Genomic DNA, 18470 nt, shown 5'->3' with positions numbered 1-18470 from the left:
TCCGTGACAACCGCACCTGGCAACCCGACTCACCCCCAATCACACAGTCGGCGGCTTGACATCTTCATTGAGAGTCCTCTCGTACTTTCCCGCCAAATCCGCAGTCTCAATGAGGAGCTGCGTTGTCTGAAGCACCAGACGCCGTCCGTCACCGGCAGCTACCGGCATGCGGTTCAGTTTTCAGCTGGCTTTGGCGTGGTTTGCTTCCAAGTCGTCGTAGATCGCTTGCTGGGCCTTAGGCGGGAGGTAGTGCATCATTTCCCGAACCCGGGCGCGCCGGCGCTCGACGGCCTTGCGTTCCGGCATTCCGGGCGTGGCGTTGATCTGCGGCGGGACGCCCTCGATATCTTCCACGCCGCCGGCATGTTGACCAGCGTCGACCATGGCCTGTTCTTCGGCCATCGTGGCCTCGTCCTTTTCCTCCGACATGCCGATGGGGCCGATGCGGCGTCCGTTGAGGAACTGCCCAACTACCGGCTCCTCGCTGGTCAGCAGGATCTCGCGAGGACCGAACATGACCAGGCGCTTGCGGAACAGCATGCCGATGTTGTCCGGCACGGTGCGCGCGATGTTGATGTTGTGCGTCACGATGAGGATGGTGCAGTCGATTTGGGCATTGATGTCGATCAGCAGCTGGCTCAAGTAGGAGGTACGCACCGGGTCCAGACCGGAGTCGGGCTCGTCGCACAGAATGATCTCGGGGTCCATGACCAGCGAACGAGCAAGGCCGGCACGCTTTTTCATCCCGCCGGAGATTTCGCCGGGCAGCTTGTTCTCGTCGCCGATCAAGCCGACCATCTCGAGCTTTTCCATGACGATGTCGTGGATCTTGCTTTCACTCATCTTGGTGTGTTCGCGCAACGGGAACGCGGTGTTTTCGTAGATGCTCATCGATCCGAACAGTGCGCCGTCCTGGAACATGACGCCGAACTTCTGGCGGATCTCGTACATTTCCTTCGTCGAACACTCGGTGAGGTCGGTGCCGTCGATGATGATCGAGCCACGCTCGGGCTTGAGCAATCCGATCAGCGACTTCAGGAAAACCGACTTGCCCGTTCCAGACGGGCCGATCAACCCGCTGACCTCACCGGCTGGGATGTCCATCGTGACGTCCTGCCAAACGTTGGTGGCTCCGAATGATTTGCTGAGGTTCTGGATCGAAATTCCGATACCCACCTTGACGACCTTCCCGTTCAATACCAGCCCACCACACGGGTGGTCTTGGACCACGGGTAGCCGCATCAATCGATATGCAACCCCGTGGCGCGAAATTTGCCGAAATTGGATAGCGGCGTTCACAACGCCGGTTCGGCCACCATCTCGAAGAAGGCGGCGCCTGAGTCCGGGATGCGGTTCTGCTTGAAGACATTGACCGCATAGGACACCAGGATCAGCGAGTACAGCAGGTGCATCAGTCGGATCGCGTCCGGTGGCAGGTCGTTGATGTCGAGCTCGTCGAGGTAGCCGATCGCCCGTTCGGCATGCGGCGCGACCGCGTCGTAGAACGCCACCAACTCCGGGTATGGCCGCTCCAGCCGTGCCGCGTAGCGTTCGGCCCGGGTGGGTAACGCCCAATCCGAAACCCACGGCTCGAGTTCCGAAAAGCCCTCCGGCAGTTGACGTTCGGTCATCGTCGGGATGTCTCCGCTTCGTATTCGGCCACGGTGTCGCGGATGACACGGTGAAACTGCCGGATTAGCAGTTCCTGGTCGGACAGGTGAAAGGTGTTCTGCGCCCGGGTCTTTAGTGCCGAGTGCGTCGCCTCGATGGTGTTGACGTCCTGCATGGCGAACTCGATGGTGCTGTCCACGACCAGTTCCTGGGCCAGGCGTTCGTGCGCGTTGGCCGGCGGCACAAAGTACATGTCGATCTCGTAGATGTGGCTGTCCACGGATTCGGGCCAGTACGTGTAGGTGATGTAGTAATTGCGCGCCCAGATCTGGATCGAGATGTTCGGGAAGATCCAGAACTGGTCGTTGCCCCACGAGGCGATGTTGCCCCGGTTGAGAAACCCGGGCAGCGGCCCGATGTCGGGGACGTCGTCCGGGCCGAAAAGTCCCGCGCGGAACAGTTTGTATATCCAGCGCTGGTCTTGGCATGCCGCACCGGCGGTGCCCTGCTCGCGTGGTGGCAACACCGGCGGGCCGGGCACCGAGGTCAGCATGTGCGGGCGGAACAACTCGTAGTGGTAGGCGTCCACCGGGGGCACCAGCTTCTCCGCTTTGGAGACATCGGGATGGATGAATCGGCCGTGCACGTAGGGCGGGTGGTACCACTCGCATACCGAGTCGACGGCCAGTTTCCAGTTGCCGTTGATGCGGGTGGCGAACCCGTAGCGTTGTGTCATCAAGTGGAACGGGTACGCCTCCAACCCCAGTAGGCCTTCGCCGAGGAAGGTTCGCAGCGGCACCGGGGGACCGTCCCGTTCGGGCGTCAGATTGATGAAGATGAAGCCCGCCCACACCTCGCAGTGCACGGGCGGCATGCGCAGTTTGCTCTTGTCCAGGTCGAAGAACTGATCCTCGTTGGTGACGTGGTTGACCACGCCGTCGAGGCCGTAGCGCCAGCCGTGGTACTTGCAGGCAAACGCGCGGCAATTACCGGAGGACTCCTGCTGCGGGTGCTCTTGCCACACCACCTTGTTGCCGCGGTGCGCGCACACGTTGTGGAACGCGTAAATGTTGTCGTCCAGGTCGCGGGTGATCACAATCGACGCGAGCCGGCCCGGCAGCTCGCGGGTGAAGTAGGAACCCTTGCGCGGCAAGCGTTCCAATCGACCCACGCACAGCCAGGAGCGCTCGAAGACCGCCTTGCGTTCCACGGCGAAGAACTCTTCGGATATCGAGTCCTCATAGTCGACAGGGCCGGTGCCGAGCCCGGGATACTCGGGGGTGAACTTGCCGCGGCCGGTGGCCAGCTTCTGCTGGATGCTCGTCACGACTTGGCTCCTCAGTTCTGTCGTCAGGTGTCCGTCAGATGTGCGACGACCGGTGCGAACTGCTCCGCGTGCCGTTGCGGCACGGTCACGTAGTTGGCGCCGTAGCTCTCTCGGCGCTCCTGCAGGGTCTCGACAATCGCGTCGACGGGCCCGACCAGGACGTTGGGATGATCGCGCAGCACCTCGGGGTCTATCCCGCTCTTGGCGGCCATGCGCTCGTAAGCGTCCTGGACGCCGCTCGCGTCGTCGATGACTGAGACGAAGAACGGTGAGCTTTCGATGTCGAGGTCCACCAGACGCGGCCCGGCGGCCGAGCGCACGTACTCGATGCGGCGGGCGGCCTCCTGCTGCGGGGTGAGTCGGTCCTCATTGCGCGCCGTGAACGGCACGGTGTTGATGCTGACGATATCGGCCTCCTGGGCGGCGTAACTCAATACCCGCCTGCCGCCGCCACCGATCATGATCGGCGGATGCGGGCGCTGCACGGGTGGGGGAGTTCCCTTGTAGCCGTGGACGTTTACGTATTCACCGGAGCGGTCCAGTTCGCCGTGGCCGCAGTGTGCCTTGATCAGCCCCACGACTTCCTTGAGTTTGGCGATGCGTCGTCCCGGGGCGTCGAACGTCAAACCCAGCGCGTCGTACTCGACGGCGCTCCAGCCCGCGCCGATGCCCAGTTCGAAGCGCCCGTCCGACAGCAGGTCCAGGGTCGCCGCCTCCTTGGCCAGGACGGCGGGCACGTGATAGTCGATGCAGAACACCCGGCAACCCACCCGTAGGACCGTGGTGTGCGCCGCGGCGACGGCGATGGCGGCGATGGGCGCCAGGTCCTGCCGCGGGGTACGGGCGGCGCGCTGTGCGGGGCCGGGACCAAGGTAGTGGTCGGCGAGCAACAGGGACGAATAGCCGAGATCCTCTACCTTGCAGACGAACTCACGCCACCCCTGGGCATCTGAAGCTGCGGTGGCCTGGACGGCAAAACGGAACGGACGCCTGTCCACAGCCGATAGCGTACCCGTTGTTGCTACATAATTATACGGTTTTGTATATTTTATGGCGTGAAGACAGCACTGGTCACCGGGGGTGCCTCGGGAATTGGCCAGGCCATCGCCGAGCGCCTGCGCACGGACGGAAACCACGTCGCGACCATCGATTTGACCGAAGCGAACACCGAGTTCAGCTACGTCGCCGATGTCACCGATCGTGGGCAGGTTCGCCGTGTGCTCGACGGAGTGCGCACCGCATTGGGGCCGATCACTATTCTGGTCAACGCGGCGGGGGTGACGGGCTTCCGGCGCTTTACCAACATCACGTTCGAGGAGTGGCGCAAGGTCATCGATGTGAATCTCAACGGCGTCTTCCACGTCACCCAGGAGGTGCTGCCGGACATGCTGGAGGCCGGCTGGGGTCGCATCGTCAACATCTCCTCGTCGAGCACCCATTCGGGCTCGCCATACCAGGCGCACTACGTCGCGGCAAAATCAGCCGTCAACGGCCTCACCAAAACCCTTGCACTGGAATATGGTTCGCACGGAATCACAGCCAACGTGGTTCCGCCGGGTTTCATCGACACCCCGATGCTGCGGATGGCGGAAGCCAAGGGTTTGCTGGGCGGTTCGATCGAAGACAACATCGCCAAGGTGCCGGTAGGTCGGGTCGGACGGCCGGAAGACATCGCGGCGGCGTGCGCGTTCCTGGTGTCCGAGGAGGCCGGTTACATCACCGGGCAGATCCTCGGCGTCAACGGCGGACGCTGCACCTAACGGGAGGAAAGCATGTACCGCAGAACCGAATTGCTGATCGACGGGCAGTGGGTGGCACCCAGCACGGACGCCGCCATCACCATCACGTCGCCGCACACCGAAGAGGTGATCGGGCAAGCGCCTGCCGCGGCGGCCGCCGACATCGACCGCGCCGTTGCCGCCGCTCGCGCTGCGTTCGACGACGGGCCGTGGCCCCGAACACCGCCCCAGGAACGTATCGCCGCCGTGCAGCGGCTGGCCGCCGCGTACAAGGAGCGACGCGGCGAGATGGCCGAGCTGATCACCGCGACCATCGGCGCACCCATCGCGTTCTCCAAGCGGGCCCAGGCCCAATTGCCGCTGCTGGCGATGGCGGCCTACACGCAGGTCGCGGGCGAGTACCCGTGGCAGGAGGCGCGGAAGGGTTTTTACGGCAGTGACATTCGCATCGCGAAGCTGCCCGTCGGGGTTGTCGCGGCGATCGTGCCGTGGAATATGCCGCAGTTCCTCACCATCGGCAAGGTGATACCGGCGTTGCTCGCCGGATGCACCGTGGTGCTCAAGCCCGCCGAGGAATCCTCGCTTGACGCACTGTTGTTCGCCGAGATCGTCGCGTCGGCGGACCTACCGCCCGGGGTGGTCAACGTGGTGCCTGGCGACCGCGCCGCCGGCGCACATCTGGTCGCCCACCCCGGCGTGGACAAGGTTTCGTTTACCGGTTCGACGGCCGCCGGGCGACAGGTGGCCACCGCCTGCGCGCAGGGGCTCAAGCAAGTCACGCTGGAGTTGGGCGGGAAGTCGGCCGCAATCGTGCTGGCGGACGCGGACCCCGCGGCGACGGCCAAGGCGATCCAGCTGGCCAGTCTGGCCAACAGCGGGCAGGTATGCAATGCGCTGAGCCGGGTGCTCGTACCCGCCTCGCGCGCGGACGATTTCGTCGGTGCGCTGGAAGCCGAGCTAGCCGGGCTGACGGTTGGCGATCCCACCGACCCAGCCACCCAGCAAGGACCGTTGGTGGCCCAGCGGCAGCAGGCCAGGGTGCGTGAGTACATCGAGGACGGCCAGCGTCAGGGCGCGCGACTGGTGGTGGGCGGCAGCGACTTGCCCGACGGCCTCGACCGCGGCTGGTACGTGCGGCCAACCCTGTTCGCCGACGCCGACAACAGCATGCGCATCGCGCGTGAGGAGATCTTCGGGCCGGTGCTCACCGTGATCCCTTATCGCGACGAAGCCGACGCCATCGCCATCGCCAACGATTCTGACTACGGGTTGGCCGGAGCGGTGTTCACTGCCGACACCGACCGCGGGCTCGGGATCGCCGCACGCGTTCGCGCCGGATCTTTCGGCGTGAACCAGGGCTACATCATGGATCCGCTGGCGCCGTACGGCGGGGTGAAGGACAGCGGGTGGGGCCGCGAGCTGGGGCGCGAGGGGCTCGAGGGCTACCTGGTGAGCCAGTCGATCAGCGGGGCATGACGCCGCGCAGGAACAGCCGCACCGCGTACTGAAGGTGGCGTTCCTGCTGCTTCTTTGAGCGGAACACGCCGAAATCGGCCATCCGGGCCGGCACCGCCTCCACCATCGCCAGGAAGTGCTCGGCGGCCAGTTCCAGGTCCTCGACGTCGATGACACCGAGATCGGCGTAGCGGCGCAGCACTTCGGTGACCGCGCGCTGCCGCCCCGCCCACATCATCGACTCCGCGGAGATCTTGAACTCGGGGAACAGCGCGGCCTCGTTGAACGCAATGCGCTTGAGCCGCACGTTCTCGGGATGGGTGGCGCGTTCCAGCGCCGCCCTGCCGAGTTTTAGCAGGGTGCCTTCGATGTCGTCTTCGTCGATGTCCTCGATGGCCGCGTCATCGGTGTAACGCGCTAGCGCCCATGGGATTACATCGGCGAACACGGCGCGCTTGTCGGGATAGCGTGCGTACAGCGACCGCTTTGTGATGCCCGCCGAGCGGGCGATGGCCTCCATTGTGGCTCCGGCGTAACCCATTTCGAGGAACGTTGCGACGGCGGCCTCACGCACGGCGAGGTCGAGTTTTTTCGCCTCCATTTGGGTGGGCCGCCCGCGCCGTGTGGCCATCGGCCGAATTCTAGTGCGCTCGGTGTTTCGCGCCTCGCAGGTTCGACCTGCCTATCCCGTTGGGTATGGTCGGCACCCGTGATTGTGCTGCTACCACCGTCGGAGACCAAGCGGGACGGAGGGGACGGACCGCCGCTGCGGCTCGAGCAACTCGGTAACCCCGAATTGGGGCCGCTGCGGTCTGCGCTCATCGACGAACTCGTCGATCTGGCGGCCGACCCAGTGGCGTGCAGATCGGCGTTGGGTCTTTCGCCTTCGCAGGACGCCGAGATCGAGCGCAATGCCGCGCTGCGTACTGCGCCGACGCTGCCGGCCATCCGCCGCTACACCGGCGTGCTTTATGACGCACTGGATTTCGATTCGCTCAAGGGCGCGCAAGCGGAACGCGCGCGTGCTCGCTTGTTCGTCGGTTCGGCCCTGTTCGGGCTGCTGCGCGCCGACGACCAGGTGCCCGCATATCGGCTTTCGGCAAGTTCGAAATTGCCGGGGCAACCCACCCTGGCGGCGCGGTGGCGGCCCCTGCTGGAGCCGGTGCTGGCCAAGTTGGTTACCGAAAACTTGATCGTTGATCTGCGCTCGGGCTCGTATGCGGCGTTGGGGAAAGTGCCCGCCGCGATCCGGGTCGATGTGTTGGCCGAGCATCCCGATGGCCGACGAACTGTGGTCACGCATTTCAACAAGGCGCACAAGGGGCGCTTGGCCCGCGCGCTCGCCGTGACCCGGGCCGAGCCCGACGATGCGGCCGCGGTCGCTTCCGTGGCGCGCAGGATCGGAATGCGCGTGGAGCGCTCAGGGAATGACTTGACCGTCGTGGTGCCCGCGGGACCGGGCCGCTGAGTCGGCGCGCGTCGGTCACCTCATCCTGGCGACGATGTCGTTGGCGAAGCGCTCGATCGGTGCCCGGTACCGTGCGGCGTCGGCACCGAACGCCTCGAGGTCGCCCGAGACGATGTCGCCGGCACCCGCCCACGGTGCGCACATCACCGCCGTCACTCCGATGTCCTCGGCACGCCGATACAGGTCGACCGAAGGGGGCTCCATGAGCGCCAGCATGATCTCGAAAGGTTCTGTGCTGCGGTCTGATCCGCGACGCAGACGGTTGAGCTCGGTGACGAACCGCACGGCGTCGTCCCACGTGTAGGCTGTCCCGACCCAGCCGTCGCACAAGTATGCGGCCCGGCGCAGGGCCGCGTCCGACTCGCCGCCGCACATGATCCGGACGGGCTCGGCCGGGTGTGGCTCGATCATCATTTCGGGCACCCGGTAGTGCTCGCCTTCCCACGACACCCAACCCCCGCGCCACAGTGCGCGCAGGGCCGGAATCATTTCGTTGAGCCGCCGGCCGCGCGTGGCGAAATCCTGGCCCATGAGCTCGAACTCTTCACGCATCCAGCCCGCCCCTACTGTCAACGCCACCCTGCCGCCGGAGAGCACCGATGCCGTCGCCACCTGCTTGGCCACCTCGAGGAGGGGCCGGGCCGGTGCGACATACACGGCGTTGGTGAACCGCAATCGAGAGGTGACTGCCGCCATGGCTCCGATCAGCACCCACGAGTCGGGCCATTCGGTGTCCGCCGGCCACATCGGCTTGCCCGTCGGCGATGGATAGGGTGAGCTGAGTTCACGGGGATAGATCAGGTGATCGGCACAAATCACGCCGTCGAATCCGGCCTCATCGAGCATCCGGGCGACGGCTACCGACTCCGTCGTCTTCAAAAATGCTGTGCCACTCCAAAATTCCAAGCGTCACCCCTTAGGCTCGGCCCATCGCGAATGTGACCAGACGTCAGGAAGAGCGTATGACGGAAAACCGTTTTGTCAGAGTCGGTCACGACGGTGGCGTAACCACAATTGAATTGACCAACTCCGGGCCACTGAACATCATCGGCACTCCGGCCATCGAGCAACTGACGCACGCTTTCCGGGTCGTCAGTCAAGGCAGTGACGTCCGGGTCGTGGTGTTCCGCGGAGCGGGTGAAAAAGCGTTCATCGGTGGCGCGGACATCAACGAAATGGTCACCCTCGACCAATCCAGCGCGGAGGTTTTCATCGGTCGGCTCGCGGGTCTGTGCGAGGCGATTCGCGAATGCTCGGTCCCGGTCATTGCCCGACTTTCGGGCTGGTGTCTCGGCGGGGGTTTGGAAGTCGCGGCGTCATGCGACTTGCGGATCGCCGAGTCCGGCGCCAAATTCGGAATGCCCGAGGTGGCGGTCGGAATCCCATCGGTGATTCATGCGGCGCTGCTGCCGACGTTGATCGGGGCGTCACACTCGGCCTGGCTGCTGCTTACCGGCGAAACGATCGATGCGAACACCGCCGCTGACTGGGGCTTTGTGCACGAGGTCGTTGCGGCCGATGTGTTCGACGCGCGCATCAGCGCACTCGCCACAAAGCTCTGCGGTTTCGGTCGCGAAGCCGTCCGGCAACAAAAACGGTTGCTCAACAAATGGTTCGACATGTCGGTACGTGCTGCCATCGAAGACAGTAAGCGAGAGTTCGGGCTTTCCTACCTCACGGGAGAACCGCAACAGCACATGCAGGCGTTTCTGTCCCGCAAGCGCGTCACAAAATAGCGCCAGGAATTTCCACCAATTCGCATCCGCTTCGGTCGGTGCGGCCCCATGATTGCTACTACGTCGGACCAATGGGGGTAGCGGATGTCATTTGTGGTCGTGGCGCCGGAAGTGCTGGAGTCGGTCGCCGCCGAAATAGCGCAGATAGGTTCGGTCGTGAATGCCGGCAATTTGACCGCGCTGCTTCCGACGACCGCGCTGACGGCAGCGGCCGCTGACGAAGTGTCGACAGCGGTTGCGACGCTGTTCACCGCACACGCCCAGGAGTATCAGGCCGCCGCGGCGCAGGCGCTCAAGTATCACGAGCAGTTCATGAGTGCCTTGACCGCCGCGTCGGGTTCCTACGCCGGCGCCGAGGCGGCAATCGTCACGTCGCTGCAGGCGGCTGTGGCCGACGGGTTCCAGACGGCGGTCTATGGCCCTATCCACGCCGCCGGCCAAGCCTGGATAGGTAGCCCGATCGGGCAGGCCGTCGACCCGATCCTCAACACACCCAGCTATGCCTTGTTCGGCCGGCCGCTGATCGGTAACGGCACCGCCGGAACCGAATCCAACCCCAACGGGGGACCCGGCGGAATCCTGCTCGGCGACGGAGGGACCGGCTACAGCGTCACCGCGGGCAACGGCAACGGCGGTAACGGGGGGAATGCCGGGTTGATCGGCACCGGCGGCGCCGGTGGTAACGGGTTCGGCGCCGGGAACGGCGGCATGGGGGGTACCGGCGGCTGGCTGATGGGCAACGGAGGCATCGGCGGGATCGGCGGTGGCGGGGGAACCGGCGGTATCGGCGGCCAGGCTTTGTTCCTCGGCAACGGCGGGGCCGGCGGAGGCGGCGGGCTTGGTGGTCGCGGCGGGCTCTTCATCGGTGAACCGGGGGCTGGCTGGCTTCCGCCCACCGTCACCGCCGGACCGCCGGTGACCATCGAGTTCGTCCGCCATGCGCAGTCGATCGCCAATGCCCAGGGCTGGATCGACACGGCCGTGCCGGGTGTTGCGCTCACCCCGCTGGGCGACACGCAGGCATTTTTCCGCGCCAACGAACTTTTCCCGCAGGGGCCCTACGCCGGGATCTGGGCCTCCGAGTTGACGCGGGCGCAGCAGACCGCGCAGGCGTTGACCAATATGTACCCGACAAACCCGACGATCTTGCCCGGGCTCAACGAGATCAGCGCAGGCATGTACGAGGGTTGGCCGCAGTACAGCCTCGGCGGGATTCTGTATCTGATGGGCCCGCTCGCCTGGGTGTCCGGATTCCCGATCCTCCCAATGCTGGCCCCGCTTTCCACCGACCCAAACGGCGTGTTCTTCTTCCGGGAGTTCGGCAGCGCGATGCAGACGCTCTACGACCACGCGTTGGCGAACCCGGTCGCTGCCGCCAACGGCAAGATCACCGAGGTGGCGTACTCGAGCGCGTTCACGATCGAGATCGGGACGCTGATGCACGTCAACAACCCCAACCCCCTGCTCTTCTTCACCCACCAGCTGGGCAATACCAGCGTTGTCGTGGTGGAAGGCGACCCCACGGGCGGCTGGAACCTGGTCAGCTGGGAGGGCGTGCCCGTCGGGCCGGCCAATTTGCCGACGGCACTGTTCGTCGACGCACGCAACTTCATCACGGCGCCGCAGTACGCCGCCTACGACATCGGCTCGGCGTTCCTCACCGGCGATCCGACGGTGTTCTTCACCGCTGTCCGGGACGGCATCGAACAGGTTGGCGCCGCGACGGTCCAGTTCCCCATCGCGGTGGCCGAAGACCTCATTGACGCCGCCCAAGGCAAGATCTCGGTGCGCCCCTTCTAGGGCCTTTTGCGTTCCACCCTCCTCGTTGAGCGTTCCACCCTCCTCGTTGAGGCTGCGGTTTTGGCGGGTAAGTGCGAGTAGACGCCGCCAATTTCGCAGTCTCAACGTGAGGTGCCCCACCCTCCTCGTTGAGTCTGCGTGTAGGGCGGGAAAGTGCGAGTAGACGCCGCCAATTTCGCAGTCTCAACGTGAGGCAGCCCAACCAATGCGCCCGCTAGGCGCTGGCCGGGACCACCTGGAGGTGCCGCCGCGAGCGTCGGCGACTGATCCGCTGCACCACGGCGCGCGACCGCAGACCTGCTCCTCGGGAGTTCACCGACGCCGACCAATCCGCCAGCGAGACGGCGGCCGACTCGACGGCGTCGAGGCCATAACCCGCGTTCTCGTCGATGAAGCCGTCGATGAGCCCAGCCACGATTTCGGTCTGCTCGGTGTGCGGGTGGTGCTTGACGCCGGGCAGGATGTGCAGCTTGCTGTGGGGCATGGCGGCGTGCGCGGCGTATGCGTGCGAGACGGGGATCACCGGGTCTTTGTCACCGCTGATGATCATCACCGGCACATTGGCATTGAAGTGCAGCTTGTTCAGCGCGCATACGAACTGCCCGTGGCGGTCGACTACGGCACGTAGCGTGCGCAGCAACGCCTGCCGGTTCTCGGGGTTCGACAGCGCGGCGTGCGCTTCCCAATGCTCGTTACGTCGTGAGGCGTGCTGGTCGTCGGACTGCAGAGCGGCAAAGGCCTTACGGACATTGAGCACCGGCTTGGACGCCGCCACCTGCAACACCAGCTGGGATCCCGGCAGGCTGATCAGTCGCAGCGTGCGGTTCACCTCGCTGCCGAGGCCGCCGCTGCTCATCAGGATCAGGCGGTCGCAGTAGTCGCGGTGTTGGTGAGTGAACTGCATTGCGATTCCGCCGCCCAGGGAGTGGCCGACGACGGTGACTCGAGAGATCCCCAACTCGTCGAGAAAGTCGCGCAACCAGACCGCGAACGCGCCCAACGAGTAGTCCGCGCGGGGCTTGTCACTCTTGCCGTGGCCCAACAGGTCTGGCGCGATGACGCGGTATTTCTTGGCCAAGGTCGGGATGATCGCGCGCCAGTTGTTCGAACTACCGCCGATGCCGTGGATCAGCAACAAGACTTCGCCAGCGCCTTCGTCACGGTACGCGACGCGGTCGCCGTGCAATGTGATTGTTCGTAGGTCGCTCATGATGGCCTGCTTCGTCACTTCACTGTGGGACGGTTATGTCCGGGTTGGTGAAATGAAGTCTGCGGTCGGGGCCTTGCGAGTTTCTTGCGACGTTCTTGGCGAACAACTGATGGTCGGTCAGGTCGGCGAGCACGAACCGGCTCAGGCACGATGAACGCCGCGCCGTTTCTTCGCCGGTTTGGCGGTTCGCGAGATGGCTCGCAGATCGTGTCCCTGGATGAACCGCATATCCACGATCCGGCGCCCCGGAAATGTCAGGCCAAACCGAGGCTTCTTGCGGCTCACAACGAGCATGATTAGCCGATGACTGCAGTGAAGCTGATCCCGCTCGAAGTGTTGTTAGGCCATCCGGAGCGGGTGTCGCCGCAGATCTCGCCGGACGGCAAGCGGCTGTCCTACGTCGCACCGCTCGACGGCGTGCTCAACGTGTTCGTCGGCAATATCGGCGCGGACGACGACAAGCCGGTCACCCACGACACCGAGCGCGGCATCCAAGGGTATTTCTGGACGCACGACAACCGCCACATCATGTACGTCCGCGACAAGGACGGCAGCGAGAACTACCGGGCGTACGACGTCGATCTGGAGACGGGCGTGGAACGTGACCTGACGCCGATGGACGGCGTGCAGTGCCGAGTCATCGCGCACAAGAAGCGTTTTCCGAACGATGTGCTGGTTGCCATCAACAAGGACAACCCGCAATTGCACGATGTCTACCACCTCGACCTCACCACCGGCGAACTTGAAAAGGTCGTCGAGAACCCCGGATTCGTCGGCTGGGTGATCGACGACAACCTGGCGGTGCGCGGCGCTGTCTCACCAACCCCGGACGGAGGGATGGTGATTATGGTGCGCGACAACGAATCAGCCGACTGGCGACCGTTCCTGCAAGTTCCCCCGGAGGACGCGGAGACGACGGGACCGGTGGGGTTCACCAAGGACGGGTCGGGTTTGTACGTACAGACGTCCATGGACTCCAACACGGGCCGCTTGGTGAAGATGGACATCGCGACCGGCGCTGTGGAGGTGATCGCCGAGGACCCGACCTACGACATCACCGGCGTGATCATGCACCCCGACACCCTCGAGATCCAGGGCGTCATCGTGTACGGCGAACGGATCGAATACCGGATCTTCGACGACTCGATCCGCGATGACGTCGCAGCACTCCAAGAGCTCAGCCCTGGCGACCTGATCATCAGCGATCGCGACGACGCCGACAGGACCTGGCTCGTGGCGTTCGACAACGACGCCGGACCCGTGAAGTTCTACACCTGGGACCGGGCCTCGCAGACCGCGACGTTCTTGTTCGACCACCGGCCGGAGCTCAACGACTATCCGCTGGTGCCCATGGAACCCTTCTCCTTCACCACGCGCGACGGCCTCACGGTCCACGGGTATCTCTCGTTCCCGGCGGGTGTCGAGCGCGCCAACCTGCCGACCGTCCTCGTCGTCCACGGCGGCCCGTGGGTGCGGGACGGATGGGGGCTGGACCCTGAAGCGCAGTGGTTGGCCAACCGCGGCTACTTGTGCGTACAGGTGAACTACCGCGGTTCCAGCGGCTACGGCAAGAAATTCCGCAACGCGGGCAACCGTGAGTGGGGCGCCAAGATGCACGACGACCTGTTGGACGCCATCGATCACCTCGTGCAGCTGGGTTACGTCGACCGTGACCGGGTGGCGATCTATGGCGGATCGTACGGCGGGTACGCGGCGTTGATCGGTGCGACGTTCACCCCGGACGTCTTCAAGTGCGCAATCTCGATGGTCGGCCCGTCGAACCTGAACACGCTCATCGAGTCGTTCCCCGAATACTGGAAGCCGATGATCGCCATGTGGCATAAACGGGTTGGTGACGACCCCGATTTCCTCTGGTCGCGCTCGCCGCTGTCGAAGGTGGACAACATCAAGATCCCGATGCTCGTCGCCCAGGGAGAAAACGACCCACGCGTGAAGCGGGCGGAATCAGAACAGATTGTGTCGGCCATGAAGGAGCGCGGCATCGACCATGAATACGTCATGTACGAGAACGAGGGGCACGGCTTCGTCAAGCCAGAGAACCGCCTAGACTTCTACCACCGGGCAGACCGATTCCTCGCCAAACACCTTGGGGGACGGACGGAGTGACACTTTATGGATGCTGAACTCGAACGCTGGAAGTCGGCCGGTCAGTATTTCGACTATCTGGGTTTCGACATCTTCTACCGGGTCGCGGGCAGCGGTCCCACCCTGCTGCTCATCCACGGCTACCCGTTCAACACGTGGGATTGGGCGCCGATCTGGGACAGGCTGACGGAGCGCTTCACCGTCATCGCACCCGACATGCTCGGTATGGGCTTCTCGGACAAGCCCGTGAGATACGAATACACCGTTCACGACCACGCCGACATGCATGAGGCGCTGCTGGCCGACCTCGGCATCGACTCCGCACACATCCTCGCCCACGACCTCGGCGATTCGGTGGGTCAAGAGATGTTGGCGCGTCGGGAGTTCAATGAACAGGCGTACGGCGCGTTGCGCATCCAATCGATCACGTGGCTCAACGGTGGCATGTTCAACGAGGCGTACGTGCCGCGGCTGATGCAGAAAGCGATGTCACGAACTCCGTTGGGGGACATCATGAGTCCCGTCCAGGGGTCTCGGCTCTCCCGCCGCCTGTTCGAGCCGACGCTCAACGAGATGTTCGGGCCCAACACCAAACCGTCTCCGCGCCAACTCGAGTTGTTCCACCAGATCCTGGAGTACAACGACGGCAAGAGGGTGATGCACAAGGTCGGCAGGTTCATCAACGACCGGTACACCCACCGCAATCGATGGGTGCGGGCGATGCGGCAGACCAGCGTTCCCATGAGGTTGATCGACGGACCCGTCGACCCGAACTCGGGCAGGCACATGGCGCAGCGCTACCTCGAGGTGATACCGAATCCGGACGTGGTGATGCTTGCCGACGACATTGGGCACTGGCCACAAATCGAGGCACCCGACGCCGTAGTGGAGCACTTCTTGGCCCACATCGACCGCGTCACAGCGAGCGACTGACACGGGCAAGTTTCGGTTCTTCGTTCTGCGGTAACTCCGAGCTCAGTCCAAACGAAAGGATCGCAACATGGCGCTCGACGACGACGACATCACGACTTCTGGCGGCGGAGAGGGACTGGCCGACGGCGGCTCGAACCCCGAAGGCCACGACGGCGGTGCCGATGGAACCGCAGGCGGAGAGGGTCCGGCGGACGGCGGCTCGAACCCCGAAGGCCACGACGGCGGTGCCGATGGAACCGCAGGCGGTGAAGGGCCGGCGGACGGCGGCTCGAACCCCGAAGGCCACGACGGCGGTGCCGACGGAACAGCCTGACGGCATCTCGGTGCTGAGTCGCTGCGTCGCGGCGGACCCAGAAACGTTCGCTTCCCAATATTGGGGACGCCGGGCGCTGCTCAGCACGTCGGCGGCGCTACCCCGCGACTTCGGCGACCTTCTCTCGGCCAGCATGGTCGACGAGTTGATCGCCGAGCGCGGGGTTCGCTCGCCGTTCATTCGCCTGGCCAAGGAGGGCGACCTGCTGGCCAAGGACTGCTACCTCGGACCCGCCGGATTCGGCGCCGAGATCTCCGATCAGGTGGACTCCGGGAAGGTGTTGGGTGAGTTCGCCTCTGGCGCAACGATTGTGCTCCAGGGTCTGCACCGGCTGTGGCCGCCGCTGATCGACTTCGTCCGCAACCTCGTGGACGAACTCGGGCATCCGGTGCAGGCGAACGCCTACATCACGCCGCCCACCAGTCGCGGCTTCGATGCGCACTACGACGTGCATGACGTGTTCGTCCTGCAGACTGCGGGTCAGAAGCGGTGGATCGTGCACGAGCCCGTCCACGAGCACCCACTCGCGTCGCAACCGTGGACCCAGTACCGGGACGCCATCGCCGAACGGGTGACCGATGAACCGGCCATCGACACGGTGCTGTCCGAAGGCGACGCGCTCTACCTGCCACGGGGCTGGGTGCATTCGGCGCAGGCGCTGGACAGCACGTCCATCCATCTGACGATCGGCGTCTCGGCAATGACGCGGCTCGACGTCGCGCGCGCGGTTGTCGATCAACTGTCGACGGTCGATGCCTACCGCAAGTCGCTGCCGATGGGCGTCGACCCGGCGGATCAGGACGAGATCATCGCGACGGTGACAAAGGTACTGGCGGAGATGGTTGAGTCGTTGCGCGACAACGCTTCTGAGATCAGCGACGGTGTCGCCACGGCGCTGCTGCGCCGACACGCTGACCGAACGCGGCCCGTTGCGGTACGCCCGCTGGCATCGCTGTCGGCGGTCGAGCGGGCCGACACTGTGAAAGTTCGGTGGCGGCACGGGCTCATCGCAACCATGCACCGAACCGGGGATCGGGTCGTGCTCACGTTGCCGGACAAGGTGATGACGTTCCCTCAGTCGTGTGCCGAAGCCGTCGCCACACTGCACCGCGGCCTGACGGCGGGTGCCGATTCCCTGCCGGGACTCGACCACGCTGACGGGGCCGTGTTGGTGCGCAGATTGCTGCGAGAGGCCGTCGTGGTACCGGTCACCGAATGACTTCCCCAATTGCTCGGGCGAAAAGGACGCCCTGCAGCGATCAGTCGCTGGCCCGCGGCGACCCGATGTACGGCACCGCATCCGCGGGGTTCTCTTGGGTGCTGCTGGAACTTCCTGGTGCATGGGGTAATTCGGCGTTTTTGCAGTCGCCGGGAATCATCGACCCGGAACTCGGGCGGGCCATCGTGCGACGAGTCGAGATGGCGAAGATGAGGATCGCGGCGATCCGTCGGCACGGTCGGCGGCCGGCGACGCCCCGGTGGCGATGGTTCGTGGCGCATTCCCGGGTTGGCGAAGAAGCGCTGTATGCGGGCGAGGTCAGCGACCCCCGCGAATATCTCGACCTCGCCCTGGACGGATCCGACGGCACGCCTTCCGATGACCCCGTCGTAGCGATCTGTGCGCATGGCAAACACGATCAGTGCTGCGCGGTGCGCGGGCGCAGCGCGTGCCGGGAAATAGCGACCGATTATCCCGAATTCACTTGGGAGTGCTCACATTTGGGTGGCGACCGGTTCGCGGCGACAATGCTCGTATTGCCGGAAGGTCTGTGTTACGGACGCGTCGATCTCGCCGATGCGGCGGGCCTGGTGCGTCTGTACCTGGACGGACGACTCGACAACAAATTCTTGCGCGGCAGGACCTCGTTACCGCACGCCGTCCAGGCCGCGCAGTACTTCGTCCGCGAGGAATACGGTGACAATCGCATCGACGCGCTGCACCCGTTGAGCGTCGCCCACGATGAAGGCGAAATCCGGGTGGTGCTCGGTGCTGAGTCCGGGCCGATAGAGGTCGCACTGCATGAGCAAATGTCTGAACCGCTGCTGTCGCAATGTCATGCACGGGTGGCGGGCCGAGTCCGGAGTTTTACGCTCGCATCAATTACTTTGGCGTGAGCTGCGTCATTTGGACCAACGGAAACCCTTGTCGGGAACGTCAATTCCGAACACCGTCTGGGGGAAACCAGCTGAGTCATTGAATAGTGCGAACAACGAAGGGCCGCGGGAAATTCGGATTTGCAAGGCAAATTCGGGATTTCGCACCCGTACGGCGATATGATTCGTTCTGCCTAAGGGTCGACGTGGCCTGGGGCATTTCCTGGGTCGTCCTGGCTTTTTGGTCATGACCAACAGGGAGGTGTCCGATGTCGTTTGTGACAGCCGTGCCGGATTTGATGGCGGCAGCGGCCACGGATCTGGCGGGTATCGGTTCGACGATCGGGGCGGCCAACGCCGCGGCGGCGGGCCACATCGAGGCGGTGGTGGCCGCGGGAGCTGATGAGGTGTCGGCGGCCGTGGCGGCGGTGTTTGGCGCCTACGCCGAGTCGTATCGGGCGGTGAGTGCGCAGGCTGTCCTGTTCCATGACCAGTTTGTGCAGGCGTTGACTGCCGGCGCGGGGTCGTATGCGGCTGCCGAGGCCGCCACCGCCGCGTCAATAACCAGTCCGCTACTCAACGCGATTAACGCGCCCTTCCTGGCGGCTACCGGGCGCCCGCTGATCGGCAACGGCGCCAATGCGGCGGCGGGGTCCGGGGCCGCGGGCGGGGCTGGCG

18 protein-coding genes are annotated in these 18470 nt (G+C 64.7%); 11 read left to right on the top strand and 7 right to left on the bottom strand.

Going from position 1 to position 18470, the window contains the following annotated elements; all coding sequences use genetic code 11:
• Positions 1-180 precede the first annotated feature (180 nt).
• From BST27_RS26910 to BST27_RS26895, 4 genes are all read right to left on the bottom strand, one after another.
• Positions 181-1176: an ABC transporter ATP-binding protein gene (locus BST27_RS26910; RefSeq protein WP_069419792.1), complete on the bottom strand. Its 996-nt coding sequence runs from the start codon at positions 1174-1176 to the stop codon at positions 181-183.
• A 119-nt stretch (positions 1177-1295) separates the two neighbouring features.
• Positions 1296-1631 (bottom strand): hypothetical protein, encoded by a 336-nt coding sequence (locus BST27_RS26905; protein WP_069419781.1) that lies wholly within the window; start codon positions 1629-1631, stop codon positions 1296-1298.
• On the bottom strand, positions 1628-2938 hold the full coding sequence (locus BST27_RS26900) for an aromatic ring-hydroxylating oxygenase subunit alpha (protein ID WP_069419780.1): 1311 nt from the start codon (positions 2936-2938) through the stop codon (positions 1628-1630). The genes BST27_RS26905 and BST27_RS26900 overlap by 4 nt, the downstream gene beginning before the upstream one ends.
• 23 nt (positions 2939-2961) lie before the next feature.
• Positions 2962-3936: a TIGR03621 family F420-dependent LLM class oxidoreductase gene (locus tag BST27_RS26895; protein WP_069419779.1), complete on the bottom strand. Its 975-nt coding sequence runs from the start codon at positions 3934-3936 to the stop codon at positions 2962-2964.
• A gap of 57 nt (positions 3937-3993) precedes the next feature.
• On the opposite strand from BST27_RS26895, the gene BST27_RS26890 reads away from it, so the two are divergent.
• Entirely contained in the window at positions 3994-4698 is a 705-nt protein-coding gene (locus BST27_RS26890) for an SDR family NAD(P)-dependent oxidoreductase (RefSeq protein ID WP_069419778.1), read from the top strand.
• A gap of 12 nt (positions 4699-4710) precedes the next feature.
• The gene (locus tag BST27_RS26885) at positions 4711-6153 is read left to right on the top strand and encodes an aldehyde dehydrogenase (protein WP_069419777.1); all 1443 of its coding nucleotides are present in this window, start codon (positions 4711-4713) and stop codon (positions 6151-6153) included.
• Here the strand turns inward: BST27_RS26885 and BST27_RS26880 are convergent.
• Positions 6140-6763: a TetR/AcrR family transcriptional regulator gene (locus BST27_RS26880; RefSeq protein ID WP_069419776.1), complete on the bottom strand. Its 624-nt coding sequence runs from the start codon at positions 6761-6763 to the stop codon at positions 6140-6142. The genes BST27_RS26885 and BST27_RS26880 overlap by 14 nt on opposite strands.
• A 78-nt stretch (positions 6764-6841) precedes the next feature.
• On the opposite strand from BST27_RS26880, the gene yaaA reads away from it, so the two are divergent.
• Positions 6842-7600, top strand: coding sequence for a peroxide stress protein YaaA (gene yaaA, locus BST27_RS26875; RefSeq protein WP_069419775.1), 759 nt, complete (start codon positions 6842-6844; stop codon positions 7598-7600).
• A gap of 15 nt (positions 7601-7615) precedes the next feature.
• Here yaaA and BST27_RS26870 read toward each other — a convergent pair whose 3' ends face one another.
• A complete protein-coding gene (locus BST27_RS26870) occupies positions 7616-8506 on the bottom strand; it encodes a TIGR03619 family F420-dependent LLM class oxidoreductase (RefSeq protein WP_069419774.1) in 891 nt (296 codons plus the stop codon).
• 56 nt (positions 8507-8562) lie between these two features.
• On the opposite strand from BST27_RS26870, the gene BST27_RS26865 reads away from it, so the two are divergent.
• Positions 8563-9336, top strand: a complete 774-nt coding sequence (locus BST27_RS26865) for an enoyl-CoA hydratase (RefSeq protein ID WP_069419773.1) — start codon at positions 8563-8565, stop codon at positions 9334-9336.
• A gap of 84 nt (positions 9337-9420) precedes the next feature.
• Entirely contained in the window at positions 9421-11136 is a 1716-nt protein-coding gene (locus BST27_RS26860; protein ID WP_069419772.1) for a PE domain-containing protein, read from the top strand.
• Between the two features lie 214 nt (positions 11137-11350).
• On the opposite strand, the gene BST27_RS26855 is transcribed toward BST27_RS26860, so the two are convergent.
• The gene (locus BST27_RS26855) at positions 11351-12346 is read right to left on the bottom strand and encodes an alpha/beta fold hydrolase (RefSeq protein ID WP_069419771.1); all 996 of its coding nucleotides are present in this window, start codon (positions 12344-12346) and stop codon (positions 11351-11353) included.
• A gap of 303 nt (positions 12347-12649) precedes the next feature.
• Here BST27_RS26855 and BST27_RS26850 point away from each other — a divergent pair, with 303 nt between their 5' ends.
• The 6 genes from BST27_RS26850 to BST27_RS26825 all read left to right on the top strand — a co-directional run.
• A complete protein-coding gene (locus tag BST27_RS26850) occupies positions 12650-14473 on the top strand; it encodes a S9 family peptidase (protein WP_069419770.1) in 1824 nt (607 codons plus the stop codon).
• Positions 14474-14479: 6 nt separating this feature from the next.
• Positions 14480-15385 carry an alpha/beta fold hydrolase gene (locus tag BST27_RS26845; RefSeq protein ID WP_069419769.1) on the top strand — a complete coding sequence of 302 codons (906 nt, stop codon included), beginning with the start codon at positions 14480-14482 and terminating at the stop codon, positions 15383-15385.
• Positions 15386-15452: 67 nt separating this feature from the next.
• Positions 15453-15698, top strand: a complete 246-nt coding sequence (locus tag BST27_RS26840; RefSeq protein WP_069419768.1) for a BatC protein — start codon at positions 15453-15455, stop codon at positions 15696-15698.
• A gap of 10 nt (positions 15699-15708) precedes the next feature.
• Positions 15709-16917 carry a cupin domain-containing protein gene (locus BST27_RS26835; protein WP_069419791.1) on the top strand — a complete coding sequence of 403 codons (1209 nt, stop codon included), beginning with the start codon at positions 15709-15711 and terminating at the stop codon, positions 16915-16917.
• Complete coding sequence (locus tag BST27_RS26830; protein WP_069419767.1) at positions 16914-17813, top strand: ferredoxin family protein; 900 nt, start codon at positions 16914-16916, stop codon at positions 17811-17813. The genes BST27_RS26835 and BST27_RS26830 overlap by 4 nt, the downstream gene beginning before the upstream one ends.
• A 248-nt stretch (positions 17814-18061) precedes the next feature.
• Positions 18062-18470: PE family protein (locus tag BST27_RS26825; RefSeq protein ID WP_139805396.1), on the top strand; the 409-nt coding region annotated here is incomplete at its 3' end.

The sequence above is a fragment of the Mycobacterium intermedium genome (assembly GCF_002086275.1).
GTDB classification, from domain to species: Bacteria; Actinomycetota; Actinomycetes; order Mycobacteriales; family Mycobacteriaceae; genus Mycobacterium; species Mycobacterium intermedium.
The sequence above is the reverse complement of the archived record's forward strand: the minus strand, read 5'-3'. Positions and strand labels throughout refer to the sequence as shown.

Coding starts and splice junctions, on each gene's coding strand:
- BST27_RS26905 (WP_069419781.1), bottom strand. CDS start 1,631: ATGACCGAACGTCAACTGCCGGAGGGCTTTTCGGAACTCGAGCCGTGG.
- BST27_RS26885 (WP_069419777.1), top strand. CDS start 4,711: ATGTACCGCAGAACCGAATTGCTGATCGACGGGCAGTGGGTGGCACCC.
- BST27_RS26880 (WP_069419776.1), bottom strand. CDS start 6,763: ATGGCCACACGGCGCGGGCGGCCCACCCAAATGGAGGCGAAAAAACTC.
- BST27_RS26865 (WP_069419773.1), top strand. CDS start 8,563: ATGACGGAAAACCGTTTTGTCAGAGTCGGTCACGACGGTGGCGTAACC.
- BST27_RS26860 (WP_069419772.1), top strand. CDS start 9,421: ATGTCATTTGTGGTCGTGGCGCCGGAAGTGCTGGAGTCGGTCGCCGCC.
- BST27_RS26855 (WP_069419771.1), bottom strand. CDS start 12,346: ATGAGCGACCTACGAACAATCACATTGCACGGCGACCGCGTCGCGTAC.
- BST27_RS26850 (WP_069419770.1), top strand. CDS start 12,650: ATGACTGCAGTGAAGCTGATCCCGCTCGAAGTGTTGTTAGGCCATCCG.
- BST27_RS26845 (WP_069419769.1), top strand. CDS start 14,480: ATGGATGCTGAACTCGAACGCTGGAAGTCGGCCGGTCAGTATTTCGAC.
- BST27_RS26840 (WP_069419768.1), top strand. CDS start 15,453: ATGGCGCTCGACGACGACGACATCACGACTTCTGGCGGCGGAGAGGGA.
- BST27_RS26830 (WP_069419767.1), top strand. CDS start 16,914: ATGACTTCCCCAATTGCTCGGGCGAAAAGGACGCCCTGCAGCGATCAG.